The organism is Zhengella mangrovi (assembly GCF_002727065.1).
GTDB classification, from domain to species: Bacteria; Pseudomonadota; Alphaproteobacteria; order Rhizobiales; family Rhizobiaceae; genus Zhengella; species Zhengella mangrovi.
Window position 1 is genome coordinate 138,120 of the sequence record NZ_PDVP01000001.1, and the last position, 24,491, is coordinate 162,610.

General features: G+C 65.0%; 29 protein-coding genes. 13 read left to right on the plus strand and 16 right to left on the minus strand.

The genetic code is table 11. The annotated features are described in order from the left end of the window. Window positions 1-6: 6 nt before the first annotated feature. Both ftsY and CSC94_RS00665 read left to right on the plus strand, forming a co-directional pair. Window positions 7-1,482, plus strand: a complete 1,476-nt coding sequence (ftsY, locus tag CSC94_RS00660; protein ID WP_099302732.1) for a signal recognition particle-docking protein FtsY — start codon at window positions 7-9, stop codon at window positions 1,480-1,482. Between the two features lie 104 nt (window positions 1,483-1,586). After that, window positions 1,587-2,240, plus strand: coding sequence for a septation protein A (locus tag CSC94_RS00665; protein WP_099303893.1), 654 nt, complete (start codon window positions 1,587-1,589; stop codon window positions 2,238-2,240). Here CSC94_RS00665 and CSC94_RS00670 read toward each other — a convergent pair whose 3' ends face one another. Beyond that, complete coding sequence (locus CSC94_RS00670; protein WP_133122800.1) at window positions 2,241-2,684, minus strand: hypothetical protein; 444 nt, start codon at window positions 2,682-2,684, stop codon at window positions 2,241-2,243. Window positions 2,685-2,859: 175 nt separating this feature from the next. Beyond that, complete coding sequence (locus CSC94_RS00675) at window positions 2,860-3,402, minus strand: NUDIX hydrolase (RefSeq protein ID WP_099302736.1); 543 nt, start codon at window positions 3,400-3,402, stop codon at window positions 2,860-2,862. 120 nt (window positions 3,403-3,522) lie between these two features. Between CSC94_RS00675 and CSC94_RS00680 the strand changes: the two genes are divergently transcribed. Beyond that, window positions 3,523-4,182, plus strand: a complete 660-nt coding sequence (locus tag CSC94_RS00680; RefSeq protein WP_099302738.1) for an RICIN domain-containing protein — start codon at window positions 3,523-3,525, stop codon at window positions 4,180-4,182. Here the strand turns inward: CSC94_RS00680 and CSC94_RS00685 are convergent. From CSC94_RS00685 to ccmA, 5 genes are all read right to left on the minus strand, one after another. Then, window positions 4,068-4,652 (minus strand): DsbE family thiol:disulfide interchange protein, encoded by a 585-nt coding sequence (locus CSC94_RS00685; protein ID WP_099302740.1) that lies wholly within the window; start codon window positions 4,650-4,652, stop codon window positions 4,068-4,070. The genes CSC94_RS00680 and CSC94_RS00685 overlap by 115 nt on opposite strands. 7 nt (window positions 4,653-4,659) lie before the next feature. Beyond that, complete coding sequence (ccmD, locus tag CSC94_RS00690) at window positions 4,660-4,818, minus strand: heme exporter protein CcmD (RefSeq protein ID WP_099302742.1); 159 nt, start codon at window positions 4,816-4,818, stop codon at window positions 4,660-4,662. A gap of 12 nt (window positions 4,819-4,830) precedes the next feature. Beyond that, window positions 4,831-5,598, minus strand: coding sequence for a heme ABC transporter permease (locus tag CSC94_RS00695; protein ID WP_099302744.1), 768 nt, complete (start codon window positions 5,596-5,598; stop codon window positions 4,831-4,833). Window positions 5,599-5,668: 70 nt separating this feature from the next. Beyond that, window positions 5,669-6,334 (minus strand): heme exporter protein CcmB, encoded by a 666-nt coding sequence (gene ccmB, locus CSC94_RS00700; RefSeq protein ID WP_099302746.1) that lies wholly within the window; start codon window positions 6,332-6,334, stop codon window positions 5,669-5,671. Then, the gene (ccmA, locus tag CSC94_RS00705; protein WP_099302748.1) at window positions 6,328-6,945 is read right to left on the minus strand and encodes a heme ABC exporter ATP-binding protein CcmA; all 618 of its coding nucleotides are present in this window, start codon (window positions 6,943-6,945) and stop codon (window positions 6,328-6,330) included. Before ccmA ends, ccmB begins: the two co-directional genes overlap by 7 nt. A 297-nt stretch (window positions 6,946-7,242) precedes the next feature. Between ccmA and acnA the strand changes: the two genes are divergently transcribed. The 3 genes from acnA to CSC94_RS00720 all read left to right on the plus strand — a co-directional run bounded on the left by acnA (window position 7,243) and on the right by CSC94_RS00720 (window position 11,570). Further along, window positions 7,243-9,936: an aconitate hydratase AcnA gene (acnA, locus tag CSC94_RS00710; protein ID WP_099302750.1), complete on the plus strand. Its 2,694-nt coding sequence runs from the start codon at window positions 7,243-7,245 to the stop codon at window positions 9,934-9,936. A gap of 183 nt (window positions 9,937-10,119) precedes the next feature. Further along, on the plus strand, window positions 10,120-10,863 hold the full coding sequence (locus tag CSC94_RS00715) for a DUF1223 domain-containing protein (protein WP_165784280.1): 744 nt from the start codon (window positions 10,120-10,122) through the stop codon (window positions 10,861-10,863). Between the two features lie 323 nt (window positions 10,864-11,186). Continuing rightward, the gene (locus tag CSC94_RS00720) at window positions 11,187-11,570 is read left to right on the plus strand and encodes a DUF2794 domain-containing protein (protein ID WP_099302754.1); all 384 of its coding nucleotides are present in this window, start codon (window positions 11,187-11,189) and stop codon (window positions 11,568-11,570) included. Window positions 11,571-11,598: 28 nt separating this feature from the next. On the opposite strand, the gene CSC94_RS00725 is transcribed toward CSC94_RS00720, so the two are convergent. From CSC94_RS00725 to CSC94_RS00740, 4 genes are all read right to left on the minus strand, one after another. Beyond that, the gene (locus CSC94_RS00725; RefSeq protein WP_099302756.1) at window positions 11,599-12,129 is read right to left on the minus strand and encodes a GNAT family N-acetyltransferase; all 531 of its coding nucleotides are present in this window, start codon (window positions 12,127-12,129) and stop codon (window positions 11,599-11,601) included. A gap of 110 nt (window positions 12,130-12,239) precedes the next feature. Continuing rightward, entirely contained in the window at window positions 12,240-12,980 is a 741-nt protein-coding gene (locus CSC94_RS00730) for a Bax inhibitor-1/YccA family protein (protein ID WP_099302758.1), read from the minus strand. A gap of 203 nt (window positions 12,981-13,183) precedes the next feature. Beyond that, window positions 13,184-15,727: an ABC transporter permease gene (locus tag CSC94_RS00735; protein ID WP_099302760.1), complete on the minus strand. Its 2,544-nt coding sequence runs from the start codon at window positions 15,725-15,727 to the stop codon at window positions 13,184-13,186. Window positions 15,728-15,737: 10 nt separating this feature from the next. Further along, the gene (locus tag CSC94_RS00740) at window positions 15,738-16,442 is read right to left on the minus strand and encodes an ABC transporter ATP-binding protein (protein ID WP_099302762.1); all 705 of its coding nucleotides are present in this window, start codon (window positions 16,440-16,442) and stop codon (window positions 15,738-15,740) included. Between the two features lie 61 nt (window positions 16,443-16,503). Here CSC94_RS00740 and CSC94_RS00745 point away from each other — a divergent pair, with 61 nt between their 5' ends. Beyond that, a complete protein-coding gene (locus tag CSC94_RS00745; protein WP_099302764.1) occupies window positions 16,504-17,148 on the plus strand; it encodes an arylesterase in 645 nt (214 codons plus the stop codon). 189 nt (window positions 17,149-17,337) lie between these two features. Here CSC94_RS00745 and CSC94_RS00750 read toward each other — a convergent pair whose 3' ends face one another. After that, window positions 17,338-17,925 (minus strand): GNAT family N-acetyltransferase, encoded by a 588-nt coding sequence (locus CSC94_RS00750; RefSeq protein ID WP_165784281.1) that lies wholly within the window; start codon window positions 17,923-17,925, stop codon window positions 17,338-17,340. 187 nt (window positions 17,926-18,112) lie between these two features. On the opposite strand from CSC94_RS00750, the gene thpR reads away from it, so the two are divergent. Continuing rightward, window positions 18,113-18,718, plus strand: coding sequence for an RNA 2',3'-cyclic phosphodiesterase (gene thpR / locus CSC94_RS00755; protein WP_099302768.1), 606 nt, complete (start codon window positions 18,113-18,115; stop codon window positions 18,716-18,718). Here thpR and CSC94_RS00760 read toward each other — a convergent pair. Further along, window positions 18,667-19,140, minus strand: coding sequence for a low molecular weight protein-tyrosine-phosphatase (locus tag CSC94_RS00760; RefSeq protein WP_425356493.1), 474 nt, complete (start codon window positions 19,138-19,140; stop codon window positions 18,667-18,669). The genes thpR and CSC94_RS00760 overlap by 52 nt on opposite strands. Window positions 19,141-19,299: 159 nt before the next feature. Between CSC94_RS00760 and CSC94_RS00765 the strand changes: the two genes are divergently transcribed. Beyond that, entirely contained in the window at window positions 19,300-19,587 is a 288-nt protein-coding gene (locus tag CSC94_RS00765) for a 4a-hydroxytetrahydrobiopterin dehydratase (protein WP_099302770.1), read from the plus strand. Between the two features lie 85 nt (window positions 19,588-19,672). After that, the gene (locus CSC94_RS00770; RefSeq protein WP_099302772.1) at window positions 19,673-20,086 is read left to right on the plus strand and encodes a YkvA family protein; all 414 of its coding nucleotides are present in this window, start codon (window positions 19,673-19,675) and stop codon (window positions 20,084-20,086) included. Window positions 20,087-20,116: 30 nt separating this feature from the next. Here CSC94_RS00770 and CSC94_RS00775 read toward each other — a convergent pair whose 3' ends face one another. Continuing rightward, a complete protein-coding gene (locus CSC94_RS00775; RefSeq protein ID WP_099302774.1) occupies window positions 20,117-20,674 on the minus strand; it encodes a sigma-70 family RNA polymerase sigma factor in 558 nt (185 codons plus the stop codon). A 360-nt stretch (window positions 20,675-21,034) separates the two neighbouring features. On the opposite strand from CSC94_RS00775, the gene CSC94_RS00780 reads away from it, so the two are divergent. From CSC94_RS00780 to CSC94_RS00790, 3 genes are all read left to right on the plus strand, one after another. Beyond that, window positions 21,035-21,541 carry an invasion associated locus B family protein gene (locus tag CSC94_RS00780; protein ID WP_099303897.1) on the plus strand — a complete coding sequence of 169 codons (507 nt, stop codon included), beginning with the start codon at window positions 21,035-21,037 and terminating at the stop codon, window positions 21,539-21,541. 275 nt (window positions 21,542-21,816) lie between these two features. After that, window positions 21,817-23,049, plus strand: a complete 1,233-nt coding sequence (gene rlmN / locus CSC94_RS00785) for a dual-specificity RNA methyltransferase RlmN (RefSeq protein WP_099303899.1) — start codon at window positions 21,817-21,819, stop codon at window positions 23,047-23,049. A 12-nt stretch (window positions 23,050-23,061) separates the two neighbouring features. After that, a complete protein-coding gene (locus tag CSC94_RS00790) occupies window positions 23,062-23,526 on the plus strand; it encodes a hypothetical protein (RefSeq protein ID WP_099302776.1) in 465 nt (154 codons plus the stop codon). On the opposite strand, the gene CSC94_RS00795 is transcribed toward CSC94_RS00790, so the two are convergent. Continuing rightward, window positions 23,498-24,139: a LysE family translocator gene (locus CSC94_RS00795; protein ID WP_099302778.1), complete on the minus strand. Its 642-nt coding sequence runs from the start codon at window positions 24,137-24,139 to the stop codon at window positions 23,498-23,500. The genes CSC94_RS00790 and CSC94_RS00795 overlap by 29 nt on opposite strands. Window positions 24,140-24,251: 112 nt before the next feature. After that, the gene (locus CSC94_RS00800; protein WP_133122801.1) at window positions 24,252-24,461 is read right to left on the minus strand and encodes a hypothetical protein; all 210 of its coding nucleotides are present in this window, start codon (window positions 24,459-24,461) and stop codon (window positions 24,252-24,254) included. Between the last annotated feature and the right edge of the window lie 30 nt (window positions 24,462-24,491).

The following is a 24,491-nucleotide window of genomic DNA, read 5'->3' on the forward strand; positions in this document are numbered from 1 at the left end:
ACAGGCATGGCGTTCGGCTTCATCAAGAAAGTCTTCTCCTTCGGCAAGAAGGAAGTGGAAGAGCGTCCGGCCGACGACGAAAGCGCAACCGTCGCCGTACCCGAACAGGCCGCGGATGCCGAACCGGAAGCATCCCCGGCACCACTGGCCGAAACGGCCTCCGTTGCCGAGCCCGAACCAGAACTTGCTCCCGAAGCGTTGAAGCCTGAGCCTGAGCCTGAGCCTGAGCCTGAGCCTGAGCCTGAGCCTGAGCCTGAGCCTGAGCCTGAGCCTGAGCCTGAGCCTGAGCCTGAGCCTGAGCCTGAGCCTGAGCCTGAGCCTGCGCCTGAGCCTGAGCCTGAGCCTGAGCCTGAGCCTGAGCCTGAGCCTGAGCCTGAGCCTGAGCCTGAGCCTGAGCCTGAGCCTGAGCCTGAGCCTGAGCCTGAGCCTGAGCCTGAGCCTGAGAAAGCGGTCTCGCCACCGGCACCGGCCGTCAAGCCCGAATCATCCTCGGGCACGGTCACGGTTTCCCGCTCGGTCGAGCGCAAGGGCGAACCCGAACCGCAGCCGGAAGCCGCGGCTCCCCGCCAGGGCTGGTTCCAGCGTCTTCGTGCCGGCCTGTCGCGCTCGTCGCAGAACCTCACCTCGGGCATTGCCGGTGTCTTCACCAAGCGCAAGCTGGACGAAGATACGCTGCAGGATCTCGAGGACGTGCTGATCCAGGCCGATCTCGGAATCGAGACCGCCATGCGCATCACCGACACGCTGGCCTCCGGGCGTTACGGCCGCGAGGTGAGTGGCGAGGAAGTCCGCTCCGTCATGGCCGGCGAGGTGGAAAAGGTGCTCGCTCCCGTCGCCCAGCCGCTGGAACTGGACCTGTCGCACAAGCCGCATGTCATCCTCGTCGTCGGGGTCAACGGAACCGGCAAGACAACGACCATCGGCAAGCTGGCCGCCAAGCTGACCGACGGCGGGCTGGACGTCATGCTGGCGGCCGGCGACACGTTCCGTGCCGCCGCCATCGAGCAGCTTCACATCTGGGGTGAGCGGACCGGAGCACCGGTCGTTTCCTCGAAGCTCGGTGCCGACGCTGCCGGCCTAGCCTACGATGCCTTCGTCAAGGCGAAGGAGGCCGGTTCGGACGTGCTGATCATCGACACCGCAGGCCGGCTGCAGAACAAGGCCGAACTGATGGAGGAACTGGCCAAGGTCGTCCGCGTGCTGCAGAAGCATGACCCGGAGGCTCCCCACACCGTGCTGCAGACGCTGGATGCCACGACCGGCCAGAACGCCATGAACCAGGTCGAGATCTTCCGCAACGTCGCCGGCGTCAACGGCCTTGTCATGACCAAGCTCGATGGCACGGCGCGCGGCGGCATCCTGGTCGCCATTGCCGCCAAGTACAGGCTGCCGGTCTACTTCATCGGCGTCGGCGAAGGCATCGACGACCTGGAACCCTTCGCGGCCGCCGACTTCGCCAGGGCGATAGCCGGCACCGGCTGATTGGCCGCGCTTCCGGCACTGGCAATTGCCGGGTCGAACGACTAGGTGAAGCGGATGGCCGCCCGGCGTGCCGCCGCATGATGGAAACGAACTGGAAGGCAATCATGTCCGAACCGGTATTCGAGCGCGATCCCGGCGATCCCAAGCGCAAGGAAATGAACCCTCTGCTCAAGCTGGCACTGGAAGTGGGCCCGCTGATGGTCTTCTTCTTCGCCAACGCGCGCGGCGAATGGCTGGCCGCCCGCTTCCCCGTGCTCTCCGACCTTGGCGGTCCGCTGTTCATCGCTACCGGCCTGTTCATGGCGGCGACCGCCATCGCCCTTGCCACGTCCTGGGCACTGGTCCGCACGCTGCCCATCATGCCGCTGATCTCCGGCGTCATCGTCTTCGTCTTCGGCGGGCTGACCCTGTGGCTGCACGATGAAACCTTCATCAAGATGAAGCCGACCATCATCAACACCCTGTTCGGCCTGGTCCTGCTCGGCGGGCTGGTCTTCGGGAAATCCCTGCTCGGCTACGTCTTCGACAGCGCCTTCCGGCTCGACGCCGACGGCTGGCGCAAGCTGACCCTGCGCTGGGGGCTGTTCTTCCTGTTCCTGGCCATTGCCAACGAAGTGGTCTGGCGGCTGTTCTCCACCGACACCTGGGTGGCCTTCAAGGTCTGGGGCATCATGCCGATCACGCTGGTTTTCACCATGAGTCAGATGCCGTTGATCATGAAGCATTCGCTCGAGGAACCGGAAACGCCCGGCGAGTGATCAGTTCACGCGCCGCGCGGCATGGGCCTGGCAGACCGTACCGAGCGCCGGCCCTGACAGGCTGAACGATTGCACGCAGACCCGGTAGCGATGCGACGGTGCATCGCCGAAAGGCACGAACACCGTCACCTTGCGAAAGGCGCCCGGCTGCAGCACCGCTTCGATCGGCCTTACCTCGGCCGCGAGCGGCTTTCCATCGGCCGAAACGACGGAGAAAACACGCCGTACCGGCGCGGCGCCCGCATTGCGGCTGATGAACTGGAGACCGGATTCATCGGAAAAGCTGACGCTGCTGGCCGAAACGACGGTCAGCGCGGTCCGGCCCCGCTCGGGAACCTGGCCGGAAAAGGAGACCGAGGCGGAGCCCGCCATCGCCGGCCCGGCAGCGATGGCAAGACCCAGTGCCGCCACCATTCCCGTTTTCCTGGCCCGCATGAACGCCATCACCGCTTCCCGCATCATGGTTAACGCGCTGTTAACCTGCCTCGTCGGGAAAGGCGTTGCAAGCGGCATGCCATGGCAGGATGCCCGGAATTCACCGCTGGAAGCGGGCAATGATGGCGGGCGATTGGCGTTTCGCGATCCGGATTGCGAACGCTGTACCAGGCCGGGACGCGGGTCAGCGTCTCAGGTTGGCACTTTCTCCGGGCGGATTGGAGAAGGGCGCGCCGCCCTCGCCGTTCTGGATTGCGCGTTCGGCCGCGAGCATCCAGTGGACGGTCGGAAAGGCGATCTCGTCATAGGGGATCTCGTCCCAGCCATAGAGCGCGACTTCCGCGCTTTCCGGCCCGGCGGCGATCGCGGGGTCGTCCAGCGTGGCCCGGTAGATGAGTTGCACCTGGCTGATGCGCGGGACGGAATAAACCGCCAGCAGGCTCTCGATGCGGATCGCCGCGCAGGCTTCCTCCAGCGCTTCGCGCGCCGCGCCGGCCTGCGGCGTCTCGCCCAGTTCCATGTAGCCGGCCGGCACTGTCCAGAAACCCGAGCGCGGCTCGATGGCGCGCCGGCACATCAGGATCTTGCCCTCGTGCCGGACCACGGAACCGACCACGATCTTCGGGTTCTGGTAGTCGACGAAGCCGCAATGGCCGCAGACCCGACGTTCCAGGGAATCGCCATCGGGAACGCTGAAATGAAACCGCACCGGAAGATCGTCTGTCATGCACCGTTTATAGGGCGGTGACGTGCGGCGCGCCAGCACCGAACGCTTGACGAAAACGCCAGTCGGCGTAGCGTCATCGAAGCGGCACGCCCCGCCGCGTTTCGATCCAGGAGCCTTTCCATGAGGATGATTGCCACCGCTGCGGCGGGCCTGCTTGCAATGATGACGGCCGTTCAGGCGCAGCCCGTCGTCGACGGGATCTATTACACGCTCTCGACCGAGTTCCGCGGCCCGGACATGCGCCTCGACGTGGTCAACGGCGGCCCGCTGGACAACCTGACCCACCTCGTCCCGGCCGAGGACGTTTCAGGCCAGTACTGGCACTTCATCGACGAGGGCAATGGCTACTACCGCCTGACGACCATGTTTCGCGGCGAGGACATGTGCCTCGATGTGTTCAACGGCGGCGACCGCAACAACCAGGTTCATCTGACCCAGTGCGGCAACTATTCAGGCCAGTTCTGGCTGATCTCCGGCGACGACAGCGGCTATTTCCGCCTCACGACCCAGTTCAGGGGCCCCCGACATGTGCCTCGACATCTTCAATGGCGGACCCGACAACAACATGCCGCACCTGACCGGTTGCGCGAACTATTCCGGCCAGTTCTGGGAAATCGCGCCGACCGATATGCAGGTGCAGTAGTGGCAGCACCGGCTCTGGGGCGTCACTGCGCCGCCAGGGCCTTTTCGATTTCCGGCATCAGCCGGTCGCGGATGACCTCCGGCGTGAACGGTCCGGTCTGCTTCCACAGGATCGTGCCGTTCCGGCCGACGAGATAGGTCTCGGGCACGCCGTAGACGCCCCAGTTGATCGCCGCGCGGCCCGTCTGGTCGACGCCGAGCATGGTGAAGGGATTGCCGAGGTCGCTCAGGAAAGAGCGCGCTTGCGCCGGCTTGTCCTTGTAGTTCAGCCCGACGAGTTCGAAGCGGCCGTCCTTCTGCAATTCCATCAGCAGCGGATGTTCCTGCCGGCACGGCACGCACCACGATGCCCAGACGTTGACCAGCGAGACCTTGCCTTTCAGCGCTTGCGTCGAGAACCCGGGAAGATCGACTCCCTCCAGCGGCGGCAGGTCCGTTTCCGGCGCCTCGGTTCCGATCAGCACGGAGGGCACGATGGAAGCGTCCTCGCCCGAAAGGAGCTGCATCAGGAAGACACCCGAGAGGGCCACGAACAGGACGAGCGGAAGGATCACCAGCCAGCGGCGCGCGCCGCCGGCCTCGTTCTGCGCCCCGGTTTCGTCGCTCATTGCACGGTCATCCCTTGTCGGAGCGCCGGCGAACGCCGCGCGCTTCCAGTTCGGCCAGTTCGCGGCGCCGCGCGCGCATGTCGAGAATGATCCACGCGGCCAGCCCGCCAAGGGCAACCACGGTCATGGCATAGGCAGCGAAGACATAGGCGGCATGATGTCCCATCGTGTCCGCTCCTCAGGCGTCGGCGCGGCGCGCCGCGATCCGGCGCATCGCGATCACCCTGCGCCGCCAGATCTCGGTGCGCATGGCCATGAAGTGCAGCGCGAAGAACAGCACCGTGAACGCCACCGCCATGATCATCAGCGGCCACAGCATCGACGGGTCGATCGTCGGTCCGCCCATCCTGAACACCGCGGCAGGCTGGTGCAGCGTGTTCCACCAGTCGACCGAGAACTTGATGATCGGGATGTTGATGAAGCCGACCAGCGTCACGATCGCCGCCGCGCGGGCGGCCTTGGCCGGATCATCCATGGCCCGCGTCAGCGCGATGATGCCGAGATACATCAGGAACAGCACGAAAACCGAGGTCAGCCGCGCGTCCCAGACCCACCAGGTGCCCCACATAGGCTTGCCCCAGACCGAGCCGGTGAACAGCGCCAGGAAGGTGAACACCGCGCCGATCGGCGCCGCCGCCTTGGCCGAGACATCGGCCAGCGGATGCCGCCAGACCAGCGTGCCGATCGAGGAGATCGCCATCACCGTGTAACACATCATCGACAGCCAGGCGAAAGGCACGTGGATGTACATGATCTGCACGGTGATGCCCTGCTGGTAGTCCTCAGGTGCCGTGAACGACATGTAGAGGCCGGTCGCGAGAAGCACGCCGGCAAGTCCCAGCAGCCACGGGATCAGGCGATCCGCCAGCGCGATGAAGCGTGTGGGATTGGCCAGCCGCGTGAACCAGCCCGCCTTGGCATCGGGCAATGTCTGTGTTTCGCTCATGACGCCTACATATCGGTTTCGCACCATATGGGCAATTGATTGCGATCATCGTGTGGCGGGAAAGCCCGCGTCAATCCGTCCCGCCCTTCAGTGCCGCGCCGGCGGCCACCGGTCCGAGCACCGCGAAGAACAGCGTCAGGGCCGACAGGATCAGGAACGGCGGCCAGAACGGGTCCGGGTCGTTGACGGCGCCGTAGGCCGCGGACACGCCGAAGATCAGCACCGGGATCACGAAGGGCAGGATCAGCACGGAGACGAGCAGCCCGCCGCGCGGCAGCGCCACGGCCACCGCAGCGCCCACCGCGCCGATGAAGGTGATGGCCGGGGTGCCGGCGGCGAGCGTCAGCGTCGCTGCGCCGATACCCACGGGCGTCATGTTCATGAACAGGCCGAGCAGCGGCGCCGCGATGACCAGCGGCAGCACGCTGGCCGTCCAGTGCGCCAGGCATTTCACGAACACGGTGAGCGCCAGCATGTGCCGGTCGCGCGCGATGATGACCAGGTCCAGCGCGCCGTCCTCCCGGTCCGCCTGGAAAAGCCGGTCGAGCCCGAGCAGCGCCGCCAGCAGGGCGCCGATCCACAGGATGGCCGGCCCGATCCGCGCCAGCAGGTTGAGGTCCGGCCCGACGCCGAAGGGGATCACGGCGACGACCGCGAGATAGAAAAGCAGGCCGACCAGCGCACCACCCCCGGCGCGAACGCCCAGTTTCAGGTCGCGGATGAAAAGAGCTAGCATCGCGTCGTATGCTCCCCCATGTCGAAGGAGCGGACCTTGTCCAGTCCGAGCGGGATATGCGTGGCGGCGATGATCATGCCGCCGTCCTCCATGTGCGCTTCCATCAGGGCTGCGAACTGGCGTTCGGAGGCCTTGTCGAGACCCGCCGTCGGCTCGTCGAGCAGCCAGATCGGCCGGTAGGAGACCAGCAGCTTGGCGATCGCGATCCGGCGCCGCTGGCCGGTCGACAGGTAGCCGAACGGCAGGTGCCCGATGGTCTCCAGCCCGACCATCTCCAGCGCTTCGGCGACGGGCATGTGCTCGTGCCCTTGGAACGATTGCCAGAAATCGAGGTTCTCGCGCACCGTCAGGGCCGGTTTCATGGCGTTCTGGTGCCCGAGGTAATGCTGGGCCGCCTCCAGCGTCGGGAATTCGTCGGTCGGCGCCTCCAGCAGCACCTCGCCCTCGGCCGGTTCCAGCAGGCCCGCGATCACGCGCAGCATGGTCGACTTGCCCGATCCGTTCGGTCCCGTCACCACCAGTCCCTCGCCTTCGCCGAGCGAAATCTCGACATCCGAGAAGATGATCTCGCCGCCGCGTTCGCCGGCGAGGCCTCTTGCCACAAGCCGCATCCTCGTCCCTTTTCTGTGCGGGCCAGCGGGCTCGTCCTGCGACGGATGCTGCAGCGCCCGAAAATATGCCTTTGGTTGGTCTGGCATCCTTCTACAAAATTCCCTATAAGCCCGGCAACCATGCCAGCGGCCGGCGTGGCAACCCTTTTTGCGCCGTACCCGGAAGCCATTGATGCCCAACATGGTTTTCGCGGGGCCGGACAGCGGAAATGGCCGCACCCGCACCTTCCCCACCGCGTCCGCGCGGCCAAGAGGCGTCCGCCCCGTTCGGCAGAATGATTGAGAACGAGGTCGCACGTGTCCAAGTCACTCGACAGTTTCAATTGCCGCCGCACGCTGACCGCTGCCGGCAAGGAATACGTCTACTACGATCTGAAGGAGGCCGAGAAGAACGGCCTTGAAGGCATTTCCCGCCTGCCCTTCTCCATGAAGGTGCTGCTGGAAAACCTGCTGCGCAACGAGGACGGCCGCTCCGTCACCAAGGCCGACGTCGAGGCCGTTGCCGCCTGGCTGAACGACAAGGGCACTGCCGGTCACGAGATCGCCTATCGCCCGGCCCGCGTGCTGATGCAGGACTTTACCGGCGTTCCCGCCGTCGTCGACCTGGCCGCCATGCGCGACGGCATCAAGGCGCTCGGCGGTGATCCGCAGAAGATCAACCCGCTCGTGCCCGTCGATCTCGTCATCGACCATTCCGTCATCGTCGACGAGTTCGGCAACCCCAATGCCTTTGCCCGCAACGTCGAGCTGGAATACCAGCGCAACGGCGAGCGCTACCGCTTCCTCAAGTGGGGCCAGCAGGCATTCAAGAACTTCCGCGTCGTGCCGCCCGGCACCGGCATCTGCCACCAGGTCAACCTCGAATACCTCGGCCAGACCGTCTGGACGAAGGACGAGGACGGCGCCACGGTGGCCTATCCCGACACCTGCGTCGGCACCGATTCCCACACCACCATGATCAACGGCCTGGGTGTCCTGGGCTGGGGCGTGGGCGGCATCGAGGCCGAGGCCGCCATGCTCGGCCAGCCGGTGTCCATGCTGCTTCCGGAGGTCATCGGCTTCAAGCTGACCGGCCGCCTGAAGGAAGGCATCACCGCCACCGACCTCGTGCTCACCGTCGTCCAGATGCTGCGCAAGAAGGGCGTGGTCGGCAAGTTCGTCGAGTTCTTCGGCGACGGCCTTGACCACCTGACCCTGGCCGACGCGGCGACCATCGCCAACATGGGCCCGGAATACGGCGCGACATGCGGCTTCTTCCCGGTCGATTCCGAGACGCTGAACTACCTCACCATGACCGGCCGCGCGGAGGACCGCATCGCGCTCGTCGAGGCTTACTCCAAGGCCCAGGGCATGTTCCGCGAAACGGGGTCGCCGGACCCCGTCTTCACCGACACCCTGGAACTGGACCTCGGCGACGTTGTCCCCTCCATGGCCGGCCCGAAGCGCCCCGAGGGCCGCATCCCGCTGGAGAAGATCGGCGAAGGCTTCCGCCAGGCGTTCACCGCCGAGTACAAGAAGGACGCCGGCGAGATCGACAGGCGCTACGACGTCGAGGGCGAGGACTATGACCTCGGTCACGGCGACGTCGCCATCGCGGCCATCACCTCGTGCACCAACACGTCCAATCCCTCGGTGCTGATCGGCGCCGGCCTGCTGGCACGCAACGCCAACCGGCTCGGCCTCAGGCAGAAGCCCTGGGTCAAGACCTCGCTGGCGCCCGGTTCGCAGGTCGTCGGCGAGTATCTGGCGAAGTCCGGCCTCCAGGCCGAACTCGACAAGATCGGCTTCAACCTGGTCGGCTTCGGCTGCACCACCTGCATCGGCAATTCCGGCCCGCTGCCGGGCCCGATCTCCAAGACGATCAACGACAAGGGCCTGATCGCGGCCGGCGTGCTCTCCGGCAACCGCAACTTCGAGGGCCGCATTTCGCCCGACGTCCAGGCCAACTACCTCGCCTCGCCGCCGCTCGTGGTCGCCTACGCGCTCGCCGGGACGGTCAACATCGACCTGACGTCCGAGCCGATCGGCCAGGACAAGGACGGCAAGGACGTCTTCCTGAAGGACATCTGGCCCTCCAACAAGGAGATCCAGGACTTCATCCAGAAGAACGTCACCCGTGAGCTTTTCGCATCCAAGTATGCCGACGTATTCAAGGGCGACGAGAACTGGCAGGCCGTCCAGGCTCCGGCCGGCGAGACCTATGCCTGGGACGACGATTCGACCTACGTCCAGAACCCGCCCTATTTCGCCGGCATGGCCAAGGCGGCCGGACAGGTCTCCGACATCAAGGGTGCGCGCGTTCTCGGCCTCTTCGGCGACAAGATCACCACCGACCACATTTCTCCGGCCGGTTCGATCAAGGCGCAGTCGCCGGCCGGCAAGTACCTGCTCGACCACGACGTCAACGTTGCCGACTTCAACCAGTACGGCACCCGCCGGGGCAACCATGAAGTGATGATGCGCGGCACCTTCGCCAACATCCGCATCCGCAACTTCATGCTCGGCGAGAACGGCCGGGAAGGCGGATACACGATCCACTACCCGTCCAAGGAAGAGCTGTCGATCTACGATGCCGCCATGCGCTACCGCGAGGAAGGCGTGCCGCTGGTCGTCTTCGCCGGCGGCGAATACGGCAATGGCTCGTCGCGTGACTGGGCGGCCAAGGGCACCAACCTGCTGGGCGTCCGCGCCGTCATCGCCGAGAGCTACGAGCGCATCCACCGCTCCAACCTGGTCGGCATGGGCGTCATCCCCTTCGTCTTCACCGGTGGCGACACCTGGAAGTCGCTGGGCCTCAAGGGCGACGAGACCGTGACCATCGACGGGCTGGAAGGCATCAAGCCGCGCCAGACGGTGCCGGCCACGATCACATTCGCCGACGGCTCGACGAAGACGATCGAGCTGCTCTGCCGCATCGATACGCTGGACGAGCTGGACTACTACAAGAACGGCGGCATCCTGCAGTATGTGCTGCGCGACCTGGCTGCCTGAGCCACGACGCTGAAAAGATGCCTTTGAAAACGACCGCCGGGGCACCCAGCCCCGGCGGTTTTTTCGTGTCCTGATGAAAGCTCGCGTGAAAGTGAGTTTTCATTGATATGCTGGAGAATTATGTCGGAGGAGCAGCCGCGGTTCCCGGGCGGCGTCAAGAAACTTGAGGGAGGCACCCTGTCCGTGAAACGGCTCGTCCTTTCGATCCTGTTCGCAATCCTTGCCGGCATGCCCGCCATGGCCGGAAGCAGGACCGCGGCAGTCGTCGAACTGTTCACCAGCCAGGGCTGCTCGTCCTGCCCGGTCGCGGACAAGTATCTCGGCGAGCTTGCCCGCCGCGATGGCGTCGTGGCGCTCGCCTGGCATGTCGATTACTGGGATTATCTCGGCTGGCGCGACACGCTCGGCGCACCGGCCAGCACCGAGCGCCAGGAAGCCTATCGGCGCGCGCTCGGCAACTCGTCCAAGTACACGCCACAGATGATCATCAACGGCCGCAGTGACGTCGCCGGCTCCCATCGCACCGAGGTCGAGAAGCGGATCGCCGCGCTGCCGGACGCTCTTCCCGTGCCGGTCAGCATGAAGAACCATGACGGCGCGCTCATGATCGATATCGGCGCGGGAACGCCGGCCGATGCCAACGTCATGCTGGTCTGCTACGAGCCACCGCGCACGGTATCCGTGGCGAGGGGCGAAAACAGCGGCCGCAAGATCACCTACTGGAACGCGGTGACGAGCGCACAGACCGCCGGCATGTGGCACGGATCGGCTTCGACCATCGAACTGCCGCTGTCCTCGCTGCACGTCAGCGCCGGCGGCGGATGCGCCGTCCTCGTTCAGGACATGGTCGCCAAGGGCATGCCCGGCCGCGTGCTCGGCGCCGCATCGCTGACCTTCGACACCACGGGCGCGCTGACCCGGCCGTAAAAAAAAGGGCATCCCGCCCGGCAGGCGGTAGCCCGGAATGGATGTTGCCGAGAATGGTCCGGTCTGGCGGCGACCATGGGCGGGGGGCTTGGGGGTTACGGCCACCACCCGACCGGACCGTCTCAGGCAACGAGTGCAGCGTCGTGCCGATTTGCGGCCTCAGCTTGTCCAGAAAACGGCGAAAAGGTGGCTGGCTTTCACGAATGTCGGTCGCTTTGTTTCAGAAGTTCATCATGTAGCGTCCGGCGCGTCCTTCTCGGTATCGCTTGCATTTGCCTGGATGAAACGGCAGGCTGTCATGAAAGTGATACAAAGGAGCGAACATGGACGATCACGGCATGTCCGGAGGGTCCTCCGAAGCATCCAATCTGGTGGCGCTGCATGAAGTCCGGCGGCAGCGCCACCCGCAAACGGTCACCTTTCACCGCACCGAACTGGCCCGGATTCTCAACATCTACAGTTTCATGGTCGCGGCAAACGAATGGCGCGACTACGCCATCGATCACCTGCCCGATCGCGCGGTGTTCTCCGTCTACAAGCGGCACAGCGAAGCCCCGCTCTTCCAGATCGTCAAGGAACCGAAACGGGCAGCCCGCCAGGGTGCCTGGTCGGTGGTCAATGCTTCCGGGGTCACGCTGAAACGCGGCCACGACCTTGATCGGGTCCTGGCCGTTTTCGACAAGCCGCTCAAGCTGGTCAAGGGCTGACCAGGCATGCCCGCCAACAGCTCCCGGATCAGGCCGGAGGCGTCGCTGCGCCCCCGTTGATGGCCAGCTGCATCAGCGCGGTGTCGAGCCATCGCCCGTGCTTGAAGCCGGATCCGGAAATGCAGCCGCTGTGGGAAAAGCCCAGGACCTCGTGCAGGCCGATCGAGGCCCTGTTTCGCTCCGCATCGCCGATGACGGCGAGAACCTGCCGGTAACCGCGCGCGCGGCACTGTTCGATGAGCGCTGCCAGGAGGGCCCGGCCGACGCCGCGGCCCTTGGCTTCCGGAGCCACGTAAATCGAATCCTCGACCATCCAGCGGTAGGCCGGCCGCGTCCGGAAAGGCCCTGCATAGGCATAGCCCATCACCGCCCCGCCCTCGCCTTCGGCCGTCAGCCAGGGAAACCCGCCATCGCGGACGGCGTGGAAGCGCCTGGTCATTTCGGCAAGGTCCGGCGGTTCGATCTCGTAGGAGGCGGTGCCATGCAGCACCGCATCGGCATAGATGGCCTGGAAGGATGGCAGGTCGGCCAGCGTGGCGTCACGAAGCAGGGTGGTCATGGTTCGACATCCGGAGGGCGGGAAGGACCACGGATCTGTGCCATCGGAAACACGAAAAGAAAAGGGCGGCCTCTCGGCCGCCCCCGTTCGTGTCATGTCCGTGATTGCGATCAGTTGCGGTTGCCCAGGAACTGCAGCAGGAACATGAAAAGGTTGATGAAGTCGAGGTAGAGGCGCAGGGCACCCATGATCGCCTTGCGGCCGGCCACCAGCGATCCGTCGCCCTCGTAGTACATTTCCTTGATCTGCTGCGTGTCGTAGGCCGTCAGGCCGGCAAACACGAGCACGCCGATCACGGAGATCGCGAACTGCAGCGCGGTCGAACCGAGGAAGATGTTGACGAGCGAGGCGATGATGATGCCGAACAGGCCCATGATCAGGAACGAGCCCATGCCCGACAGGTCACGCTTGGTCGTGTAGCCATAGAGCGACAGGGCGCCGAAAGCGGACGCGGTGATGAAGAACGTCCGCACGATCGAGGTCTGCGTGTAGACCAGGAAGATGGTCGACAGCGACAGCCCGACCAGCGCGGCGTAGATCCAGAACGTGGTCTGTGCCGCCGCAACGCTCATCTTGTGAATGCGGAACGACAGGAAGAACACCAGGCCAAGCGGCGCCAGGATGAGCACCCAGCGGAGCGGGCTGGCAAACAGCACCTGCCCGAACTGGGTCAGCTGGCCGTCCTGGACGGCGAAGTTGAAACCGCCCCACGCGGCAAGGCCGGTGATCGCGAGACCGAGCGCCATCAGGTTGTAAACCTTCAGCATGTAAGACCGCAGCCCCTGGTCGATGGAGGCGTCGGCATGGGTTTGGGCGCCGGATCGCATCTGGTAATTGCGAAGTTCAGCCATGTAAGTCCTCTTTGCTTCTGTTCCGTCGGGAGTCGGGATCAAGAACCCAGGCGCCGCTGGCGGAACTCCAGCATGCCTGAACGAAATATGTGATGTCGTGCGGCCTTGAACAAGACCTTGCGCCACCCCATGGCGAACAAACTCGCGTGATTGATGCCCGGTATGGCGCAAACGGCGCCCTATCCTTAACGAATCGCCTCGAATCAGAGGGTTCTGAGCACTGGTGCGGCCTTGTGACCCAGCACGCGCCATGTCCCGATCAGTCCGAAACCCACCGTGAGAACCAGGGCGGCGATGACGGTTGTCAGGGCCACCTGGGGCAGGAAAACCGATTGCAGCTTCATCACCTGCGAAATCACCGCCCAGGCAGCCACGCTCCCCGCCGCAAGCGCGAAGGCGGCTGTGGCGAGTCCGATCATCGCGTATTCGAGGCTGAAGGCGCCGATCAGGTCGCGCCGCGTCGCGCCCAGCATCTTGAGCACGACGGCATCGTGCACGCGGGCGCGGTTGGAAGCGGCCAAAGCGCCGGAAAGCACCAGGATGGATGCAATCAGCGCCACGGCGGCGGCCGCCCGGATCGCCATGGCCAGCTGGCCGACGACGCGGTTGACGACGTCGAGCGCATCCTTCACCCGCACCGTCGTCACCGCGGGGAAGGCCCGTGTTACGGCATTGAGCAGGCGGGCTTCGTCGTCCGGCGTCGCGGCGGCATCGGTCAGCGTCGCCAGCCAGGCATGCGGCGCCCCGGCCAGCGTGTTCGGGGAGAAGACCATCACGAAGTTGATGCCGAGCGATTCCCAGGCGACCTCGCGCAGGTTGGCGATGCGCGCCGTGACGTTGCGGCCAAGCACGTTGACCGTGACGGAATCACCCACTTTCAGGCCAAGCTCGCCGGCTTCCTCCGCCGAGAACGAAACGAGCGGCTCACCGGAATAATCAGCCGGCCACCAGTCCCCGGCTACGAGGCGTGAATTTTCCGGGACCCGGTCGGAATAGGTCAGACCCCGGTCGCCGCGCAGCACCCAGGCCCCTTCCGGCGGCACGTTCATCTTCGTCACGTCGACGCCATTGAGCGCGATGATCCGCCCCCGGAGCATGGGTACACGAACCAGTTTCCCCTTGGACTCGCCCTGCACGAGCTTGGCGAAATCATCGACCTGGTTGCTCTGGATATCGACGAAAAAGAAGTTCGGCGCCCGTTCGGGGAGCGCACCCGTGATCTGGTTGCGCAGGTTGCCGTCGATCAGCGACAGCGACACCAGCAGCGTCAGGCCAAGGCCAAGCGAGAGCACGACCGAGGGCGTCAGCGCCCCCGGCCGGTGGATGTTGCCGATGGCGAGACGCAGCGGCGTCGAGCGCACCACGGGCGCCTTGCGCGCAAGCGCCTGCACGCCGTTGGCCACGAGGCGCAGCACGAGAAAGGCCACGGCCACGGACCCGAGGAACGAGGCCGCCAGCACCCGGCTTTCGGCAAACCAGATGGAAAGCCCGGCCAGGATCGCGAGCGCCACGCCGGCGGCAGCAACATAGCCCGTGCGGGGCCAGCCGCGGCCGTCCAGGCCCATTTCGCGGAACAGCGCAGTGGCCGGAACGTCGCGCGCCCGGCCTAGCGGCAGCAGGGCAAAGGCGACCGTGACGAGGAAACCGAACAGCGCGGCCATTCCCAGCGCGTCAGGGAAGAAGCCCCCGGTCACAGGCACGGGGATGATCGTGCCGAGGAGATATCCCGCCAGGACCGGCATGGCCGCCGCGATGACCAGGCCGATGGCAATGCCGAGCGTGGCGATCAGCAGGATCTGCACGAGGTAGACCGTAAAGACGAAACCGCCCGATCCGCCCAGGCACTTGAAGGTGGCGATCACCCCCCGCTTGGAATCGAGGTAGGCACGCACGGCATTGCCGACCCCCACGCCGCCGACGACCAGCGCGGTCAGGCCGACGAGCGTCAGGAATTGCGAGAACCGCTCGATATTGGCGGAAAGGGCGGGTGCCGCATTCGCGCTGTCGCGGATCGACCAGCCCGCTTCCGGGAACCGGCTCGCCGCCGCGTCGCGGATGGAACCGATGCGGGCGGCGGAACGGTCGGCGCCGAGATCGATCTTGTAATTGTGTTCCACCAGGCTGCCGGGCTGGATCAGGCCCGAGGCACGAAGCCCGTCGATCGATACGAGGAAGCGCGGCGCGAATCCGAAACCGCCGGAAATCATGTCCGGTTCGGTGACGATCAGGGCACGCAGTTCGAAGGTCGCATTGCCGAGGTTCACGCGGTCGCCGAGGCGGAGGCCAAGCCGTTCCAGCAGCAGGTCGGCCACCGCTGCGCCGTAGACGCCGTTCCGTTCCTCGAACAGGGCGTCATGCGACAGCGGGGGGTCGGTGACCAGCGTTCCGGTCAGCGGGTAGGCCGCGTCCACCGCCTTGACCTCCGCCAGCGTCTGGTCCGAACCATCCGCCTTGCGCACCATGGAGCGCATCTCCGCGCTATGGGAGAGGCGTCCGAAACCCGTCAGGAACGCCATCTCGTCGGGGCTGGCCTCGCGCTGGTTGAGCTGGAAACGCATGTCCCCGCCAAGCAGCGTGCGGCCTTCCGAGGCCACGCCGGCCGTGATCGACCGCGCCACGGAATTGACGCCGCCAATGGCGCCGGCACCGAGCGCGATACAGGCGAGAAAAATGGCAAAGCCGGCCAGGCCGCCGCGCATTTCGCGCAGCGAGAAACGCCAGGCCAGGAGGAGGGTCCGCCATGACATCAGCCGGTCCTTACGCGATCGCGGGCGAGACGGACCCGCCGGCCAGGGCCTCGATCCGGCCCGAATGCATGGCCACCTGGCGCGAACAGCGCTCCGCGAGAGCCGGATCGTGGGTCACGAGCGCAAGTGTCATGCCCCGTTCCTCGGCCGTGGAAAACAGCAGGTCGGCCACCGCCCGCCCGGTCTTCTCGTCGAGGTTCCCGGTCGGCTCGTCCGCGATCACGATGGCCGGCGCCGGCGCCAGCGCACGGGCAATCGCCACCCGCTGCTGTTCACCACCCGACAGTTCGCCGGGATAGTGGGTCAGTCGTTCGGCAAGACCGACGGCGGCCAGTTCGCGCCGGGCCACCTCGAAGGCATCCGCCCGTCCCGCCAGTTCCAGCGGCACGGCCACGTTCTCCAGCGCCGTCATGTTCGGGATCAGGTGAAACGACTGGAACACGATGCCGATGTTCTTGCCGCGAAAGGCGGCCACCGCGTCCTCGCTCTTGTCGTGGATCGACGTGCCGGCGACATGGACGGCGCCTTCGTCGATCCGTTCCAGCCCGCCGATGACCATCAGCAGGGTCGATTTGCCCGATCCCGAAGGCCCGACGATGCCGACGGTTTCACCCGCCGCGATGGAAAGGTCGATGTTCTTGAGGACATGAACCCGGGAAGCGCCGCTTCCAAGGGTGAGGGAAACGCCGGAAAGCGCGATGGCGGGTTGGGTCACGGCGAATCGATCCTATATTGCTCACTGATTCTGACTGCTCACCGGATATGGGGTTTGAACGATGGTCTTCAAAGGCTGGTTACGCATTGTCGCGCTTTTCGGTTTGCTGCTCGCCGCGGCAATGTCGCCGGCGATCGCCGAACCCGTGAAGATCGTCGGTTTTGGCGACAGCCTCATGGCCGGCTACGAGCTCGCCCCCGACGAGGGCTTTACCGCGCAATTGCAGCACGCGCTGCGCAACGATGATCTCGATGTCGTGGTCGTCAATGCCGGCGTGTCCGGCGACACCACCAGCGGCGGCCTGTCGCGGCTGGACTGGTCGGTGCCGGACGACACGGACCTGGTGATCCTGGAGCTCGGTGCCAACGATGCCCTGCGTGGGATTCAACCCGCGATCACCCGCAAGAACCTCGAGGAAATGATCGTCCGCCTGAAGGATCGCGGGATACCCGTGCTGCTGGCCGGCATGCTGGCGCCGCCCAACATGGGCGACAACTATGCCGCAGACTTCAACCCGATCTATCCGGACCTGGCGAAGAAATACGAACTGCCGCTCTACCCCTTCTTTCTCGAAGGCGTGGCGGCCCATCCGGTGCTGCAGCTCGGCGACGGCATGCACCCCAACCCGGAAGGGGTGAAGCGGATGGTCGAAGGCATCCGGCCACTGATCCGGCCAATGATCGAGGCCATCCAGGCGGAGAAGTAGGGAACGCCATCCGACCGGCCCGACCTCAGGGCCGGGCGCCTGCGAAAACGCCTGAAGGACACAGCCAGGGATCCGGGCGACCCCGGGCCGGATGCGGTTTACGCGTCTGGCCTGCCCGGTGCGGGCAAGGCGCTTGCGGCAGCATCGGGCCGATGAAAGGCGGATGATGACGGGTCATGGCGGGGCCTCTCAAGCCGCTCTGGCCTCGCCCCTTGGCAACGACCACAACTGCATGGTCAGCCAGTAGGCGAAGCTTTCTGTCATGAACTCCGAGCCGATGGCGAAAGGCGAATAGAGCCCGCCATCGAGGCGCCCGGTCATGCCGTCGGCGTCCAGGCGGATCGTGGCGCCCTGCGAGCGTGCCAGGGCGATCATGGCCGGATTGTCCGGCATGCAGATGATCGTCATGCTTCCCACGCCCCGGTTGCGCGCCGTTCGGATGATTCGGTTGAAAAGACGGCGACCGTGGCCCTTTTGCTGGTGCGCCCGCTCGACCGAGAAAGCTGCTTCGGCGTCGCCGCTCGCCGCGTCGATCCACAGTTCGGCGGCCCCTGCCAGGGCACCGTCGATGAAAAGCCCCTTCACGACGACACCGCGTGTCGACAGTGCCTTGGCGGCGTGTTCGCGAACACGCTCGTCGGAAAGCGAGAAGCCGAAGCGCCTGCGCCGGTCTTCGGGGTGCAGGCGGCGGAAATGGTCAGCCAGGAGATCGGCCTCGTGCGGCCACAACTGGCGGATGACGGATGGCGAGGGAACGGTTGGAGAGACAATGGTCATGCTGGCACCCGAGGGTTCAATGGCCTCCCGAATCTCCCAAGGCACGTCTATTCCTTGATATGAGCAACAATATGGCAGTGCAACATGAATATTTTGCAACGCAATATCAGGGCCGCGAAATAAGCGCTTGCCCTTGACGCGGTTCGATGATTCGCTGGGTTTACGAGACCGAATCGGGGAGGGAGCCATGCCGCGACTTTTCACCGCCCTCGAAATTCCACGCGATGCGGCCATGTCGCTGTCGCTCCTGCGTGGAGGGCTTCCCGGCGCCCGGTGGATCGATGTCGAGAATTACCACATCACCCTGCGCTTCTTTGGCGATGTCGAGCATCACGTGGCCGACATGATCGTCAACGAGCTGGACCGCATCCGCCGACCCTCCTTCCAGCTGGCGCTGACGGGCGTTGGTGCCTTCGGGTCGAAAAAGCCGCATTCCATTCACGCCAACGTCGCCGCCTCGCCGGATCTGGCCGCCTTGCAGGCCGAGATCGAGCGGCGTTGCCAGCGCCTCGGCCTCCCTTCCGATGCCCGCAAGTTCGTTCCGCATGTCACCCTGGCCCGGCTCAAGAACGTCAAGCCGGCCGAGGTTGCCGCCTGGCTGTCGGCGCGCGGCAATTTCGCGGTCGCGCCCTTCAAGATCGGACGTTTCGTGCTGATGTCATCGCGCGATTCGGTCGGCGGCGGCCCCTATGTCATTGAGGAAACCTGGCCGCTGGCCGGTGCCGCGTCGCACCCGCTGCGTCATTCGAACCTGTCGATGAGCCTGCCCGAGGCAAGCTGGACCAGCCGGTAGACCTGGTCGAACCCGGCCGCGCCGCCGTAATAGGGGTCCGGCACATCGGCCATGTCGCCGGTCGCCTCTTGCAGGAAAAGCGCCACCCTGGCCGGCGAGCCGGCGGGCGCCATCCGTTTCAGCGCCTTGAGATTGGACCGGTCCATCGCCAGGATCAGGTCGAACCTGTGGAAGTCGGCGTCATCGACCTGGCGGCAGCGCTGCCGGGAAATGTCGATGCCATCGTGCGCCGCGACGGAGACGGAGCGCGGGTCCGGCGGCTCGCCGAGATGCCAGGCCCCCGTTCCGGCCGAATCGGCCGTCAGCGCCGCGCCGAGACCGCGTTCTCTCGCAAGTGACCGGAACACCCCTTCGGCCAGCGGCGACCGGCAGATGTTGCCAAGGCACACGAAGAGAATGCGGAGAGGAACGATTGAAGGCACGGTTTTTCCCGCTAACTTGTCAGGTCAGTTCCAGCGAAAGCGAAAGCCGGTCTTGAGCCGGGTATCGCCTGCGGGAACGGGATGGAGCATTGGCGCGTTGCATCGAATGACGCAAATGCTCTTGCGTGGACCGGTTAAAGGGACAAGGAGCGCAAGGCAATGGCAAGACCTCTTCTGGAGACGGGCGAACTCGAGCTGGCGCTGATCGACCTGCAGGGATGGTCGCTCGAGAAGGATGGCAAGGCGATCAGGCGCAGCTTCCGCTTTTCCGGCTTCTCGCAGGCCTTCGGTTTCATGGCGCGTTCGGCGCTGGCCGCGGAAAAGCTCGACCACCATCCCGAATGGACCAATGTCTACAACCGCGTTGACGTGCGCTTGACAACCCACGACTCCGGTGGCGTCACCGCCCTCGACATCGAGCTGGCGCGGCTGATGAACAGTTTCTGAGACACCCCTTGGCAGGCGGGCAACCTTGCGCCTGCCGGGCCTGAACCCCACATGAAGGGGTGTGCAAGGACACGGGAGCAGCCCGATGGATGACATTCGCATAGGAGAAATTCTGGAGCCCGGCGACGAGCGGGATCAGGCCGATCGTGCGCAGCGGGTGCGTGCGAAGTTCTGGGCCACGGCGCGCAAGGCCGCCCGGCAGGTCCCGTTCATGGACGAGCTGGTGGCTGCCTATTTCTGCGCCATGGACCCGAAGACGCCCATGAAGGTGCGCGGCACGCTTCTGGCTGCGCTCGCCTATTTCGTCTTCCCGATGGACGCGATCCCGGATTTCCTGGCCGTGGTCGGCTTCTCCGACGACGTGGCGGTTCTCACCGCGGCCATCGCCATGGTCCGCTCCCACATCAAGCCTGCCCACCGCGAGGCGGCGCTGCGCGCCCTGTCCGACCATCCCGACGTGCAGAGCAACAAAAAGCCCGACATCGAGATCGACGGCTGAACAGGAATCGCCTGCCCGCAGCAGAGGCGATCAGAGCGGCCCCTCTTCCTCGAGGGCTTTTCTCAGCCGGTTGAACGCCAGCCGTATCCGTGACTTCACCGTGCCCATCGGCAGGTTCTCCTGCTCGGAGATCTGCGTGTGGGTCATGCCGAGGAAGAACGCCATCTCGATCAGCTTCGCCTGTTCGGCGGGAAGCACGGTAAGCGCGCGCCGGACGCGTTCGTCCCGCTCGGCCGCATCGAGCTGCTCGTCGGCCTGTTCGGGCGCTTCCGGCTGCAGCATCGGGTCTTCCGGATCGAGAAGATGGGACCGGTCGCGGCGGATGGCATCGATTCGCCGGTTCCTCGCGATCCGGAACAGCCAGGTCGACAGCGAGGACTTGGCCGGATCGAACAGGTCTGCCTTGTGCCAGAGCACGGCCATGACGTCCTGCGTCATCTCTTCGGCCTGGCTGGCCGGAAGACCGAGTTTCTGCAGGTAGGCATTGATACGGGGAGCGAAATGGCTGAAAAGCCGCGCGAAGGCGGCCTTATCGCGACCGTTCGCGACACGTCCGGCAAGCCGGGCAAATTCTTCTGCGTTACTCACGTTGATGCGACCGGTTTTCCGTCCTTCGTGCAGACGGTTTCGCCAAGCGTCCGCATGAGCCAAACCTAACGGCTTCGCAGCGCGCGGCAAGTCGCAAATTCGACGGAGACGCACCAATCGGCCCGGACGGGGGCACCTCCGCCGGAACCGGGCCAAACTCTTGCCTTTTTCTGCAGTTTCTTATCCTTTCCTCGAGACGCGGGTGACCAGGGGCTGGCGGGACAGGCGAATTCGCCGGATTTGGCGATGATCGAGCCGGTCTTTACAGTTTCGTAACCCCGTTTGATTCAAATTGTAGGCAAACAGAGCAGACAAGCGGCCGCACGCAGGTCGGCAACTGAGAAAACGGAAATGGCGGCAATGCACGGATTGAAAACGACCCTCGCGACCTTGACGATTCTGGCGGCAGCGATGCCGGCGGCACTCGCGCAAAGCCCGGTCAAGCTGTCGCAGCATACCGCGTGGGGCACCTACGCTTACGATACCAAGCAGGGCAAGGTTTGCTACGTCCTCTCGGTACCGGAAACGAAGGAGCCCGCATCGCTGGATCATGGCGATATCTATTTCTTCGTCTCCATGAAGCCGGGCGAGAACGTGTCCTACGAACCCCAGTTCATCACCTCCTATGCGATGAAAGAAGGATCGAAGGTCACGGTGAGCATCGACGGAAAGCCCTTCTCCATGTTCGTCCGCGGCAAGTCGGGCTGGCTGGAGAACGCCGCCGAGGAGCCGCAGCTCGTCGCGGCGATGAAGGCGGGAACGAAAATGAAGGTGGATGCCGTGTCCGGCCGTGGCAACGACACGCACTACCTTTTCTCCCTGTCGGGCATCACGGCCGCGCTCGATTCGATTTCCAGCTGCAAGTAGGCAGCAGCCAGGCATGAGACGCCAGGCCGGGCCGGAACCCGGCCTTTTGGCGTTGTACAACCCGCTTCTGGAAGTCGGTGCCGCAGTATGCTATGGCACCGCTGTACCAGGCGGGCGATCGCTTGGCATCCGCAGCGATGCGGCAAGTAAGAACGGGCATCTGGACCACGCCGCCTTGGCAAGGCAGTTCCGGTGCTTCCCTTCGAAGAATGACGAATGGCCGGCCGCAAGCCGCCCCTGGCTCCTGCGAGCCTGAACCCCGGATCCTGATCACCATGACGCTGTCCATCGACCTGACCAGCCAGCAGACCCGTGCCGCGCTTTCCCAGCGGGTTCGCGGAGAGGAAAAACCGTCGCTGATCGGGATGAGCCGCGACGAGATGGCCTCGGCCCTGGCCGAGACGGGGATCCCGGAACGCCAGGTCCGCATGCGCGTCAGCCAGCTCTGGCACTGGCTCTATGTCCGCGGCGTTGCCGATTTCGCCGACATGTTCAACATTTCCAAGGACCTGCGCGCCAGGCTCGCCGAACATTTCAGTATCGGGCGTCCGGAGATCGTCGAGGAGCAGATCTCGTCGGACGGCACCCGGAAATGGCTGCTGCGCTTTCCGCCGCGCGGTGCCGGCAAGCCGGTGGAAGTGGAAACCGTCTACATTCCCGAGGAAGGCCGCGGCACGTTGTGCATTTCCAGCCAGGTCGGCTGCACGCTTACCTGTTCCTTTTGCCACACCGGCACCCAGAAGCTGGTCCGCAACCTGACAGCGGGCGAAATCCTGGCGCAATTGCTCGTCGCGCGCGACAGGCTGGGCGATTTTCCGGGCCGCGACACGCCGGCCGGCGCCATCGTTCCGGTGACCGAGCGCAAGGTCACCAACATCGTGATGATGGGAATGGGCGAGCCGCTCTACAATTTCGAGGAGGTCAAGAAGGCCCTTCTCATTGCCTCCGATGGCGACGGCCTTTCCCTTTCGAAGCGCCGCATCACCCTGTCGACCTCGGGCGTCGTGCCGGAAATCTACCGCACCGGCGAGGAGATCGGCGTCATGCTCGCCATCTCCCTTCACGCGACCACCGATGAACTGCGCGACGTGCTGGTGCCGATCAACAAGAAATATCCGCTGGACAAGCTGATGCAGGCCTGCCGCGATTACCCGGGCCTTTCGAACGCCCGGCGCATCACCTTCGAATACGTCATGCTGAAGGGCGTCAACGACAGTTTCGAGGACGCCAAGCGCCTCGTGCAGCTTCTCAAGGGAATCCCCGCCAAGATCAATCTCATCCCCTTCAATCCCTGGCCGGGGTCGCAATACGAATGTTCCGACTGGGAGCAGATCGAGAAATTTGCCGATTTCATCAACGCCAATGGCTACGCCTCGCCCATCCGCACCCCGCGCGGCCGCGACATCCTGGCGGCCTGCGGCCAGCTGAAGAGCGAATCGGAACGCCTGCGCAAGGCCGAGCGCCTGGCGCTAGAAGCCATGATGATCGCCGGCCACGGCGGCGAGTAGGGCAGCGCGACCGTGTCCGACGTGGCTGCCCTGGTGCTCCGCCTTGCAGGGATCACGCTGTCATTCGTGCTCGCGCTCATGGCGGCAGGCCTGTTCTTCACCCTTGCCCTGACCGGTGTCCTCGAACCCGGCGGCACGGAAACGTTCGCGCAATACTGGGTAACGATCGTCCCGCTCGCCTTGGTCGTCACCGCAACGGCCGGATCGCTGGCCCTGGTGCCGTTCTTCATCGTCGCGCTGGTCAGCGAGTATTTCTCGCTGCGCGGCTTCGTCTTTCACCTCGCCGCGGGAACGGTCGTCGGCAGCGTCGCGGTCTGGATGTACAACCAGCAGGCCGCCGACCCTTCGCCCAGAGCCTTTGCCGCCGGCGCCGCCGCCGGCACCGTGGCCGGTTTCGTCTACTGGCTTTTTGCCGGTCGCAATGCCGGCAAGACCTTCTCCCGGATCGTCAACGGCCGGGCGTCATCAGGATCCTGACGGCAAACGCCGAGAAGACGCCGGCAAACACCCAGTCGATCACCCGTGTCACCACCGGCTTCCGTTTCAGGAAATCGGCCATGGAATGCGCAGCCAGGATCATCGGCACGGTGATCGGCAGCGAGATGACGTTGAACATCAGGCCAAGGAAGAAGAACTTGCCCACCGCGTGCGGGTCGCCCACCGAAACAAACTGTGGCAGGAAGGTCATGAAGAACAGGATGATCTTCGGGTTGAGCAGGTTGACCCCGATGCCGGTCAGAAAGTTCGCCTTCAGCGACCGGGCCTTCGCCGGGCCGGTCTTCAGGTTCAGCGAGGATCCGTTGCGGATCGCGTCGAATGCCAGCCAGGCAAGGTAGCCCGCACCGCCCAGCTTCAGCGCATTAAAGGCGACCGGCGCGGCCACGATCAGCGCCGACAGGCCGAGCGCCACCATCGCCGTATGCACCAGCACGCCGGTCAGCGCGCCGAACATGCAGGCAAGCCCGGCACCGCGCCCCTGCGAGATGGCGCGCGACAGGAACAGCGACATGTCCGGCCCCGGCGTGATCGCCAGCACGACGCAGGCGACGGCAAACGAGGCAAGCACGGGGATCGACGGTATGAAATCCATGGCAGGCAGCACTCCGGTCCGGCAGGCGCCAGGATGGCGTCAGGCCTGCCGCTCGGCAGAGTGATGGGCCAAACGGGACCCGCTTGGCAAGTCCCCCGTAGCCCGTCTTGCTTCAGGCCGCGCCGGCCAGCCGGTCCTCGCCATCGGATGCATGGTCGAAGTGCCGCATGATCTTTGCCAGCAGATCGAGATCGACGGGCCCGCAGGAGACCAGCGTCTCCTCCAGCTTGTCGCGCTCGATGCCTCGCCGCATCAGAAGGAGAAGTCCGTCGGTGATCGATTTCTCCGTCACGAAACGGAGGTCTTCAGGTTCGCTTGTCATGTTGTCCGCCCAGTCAACATTGCATTCGCC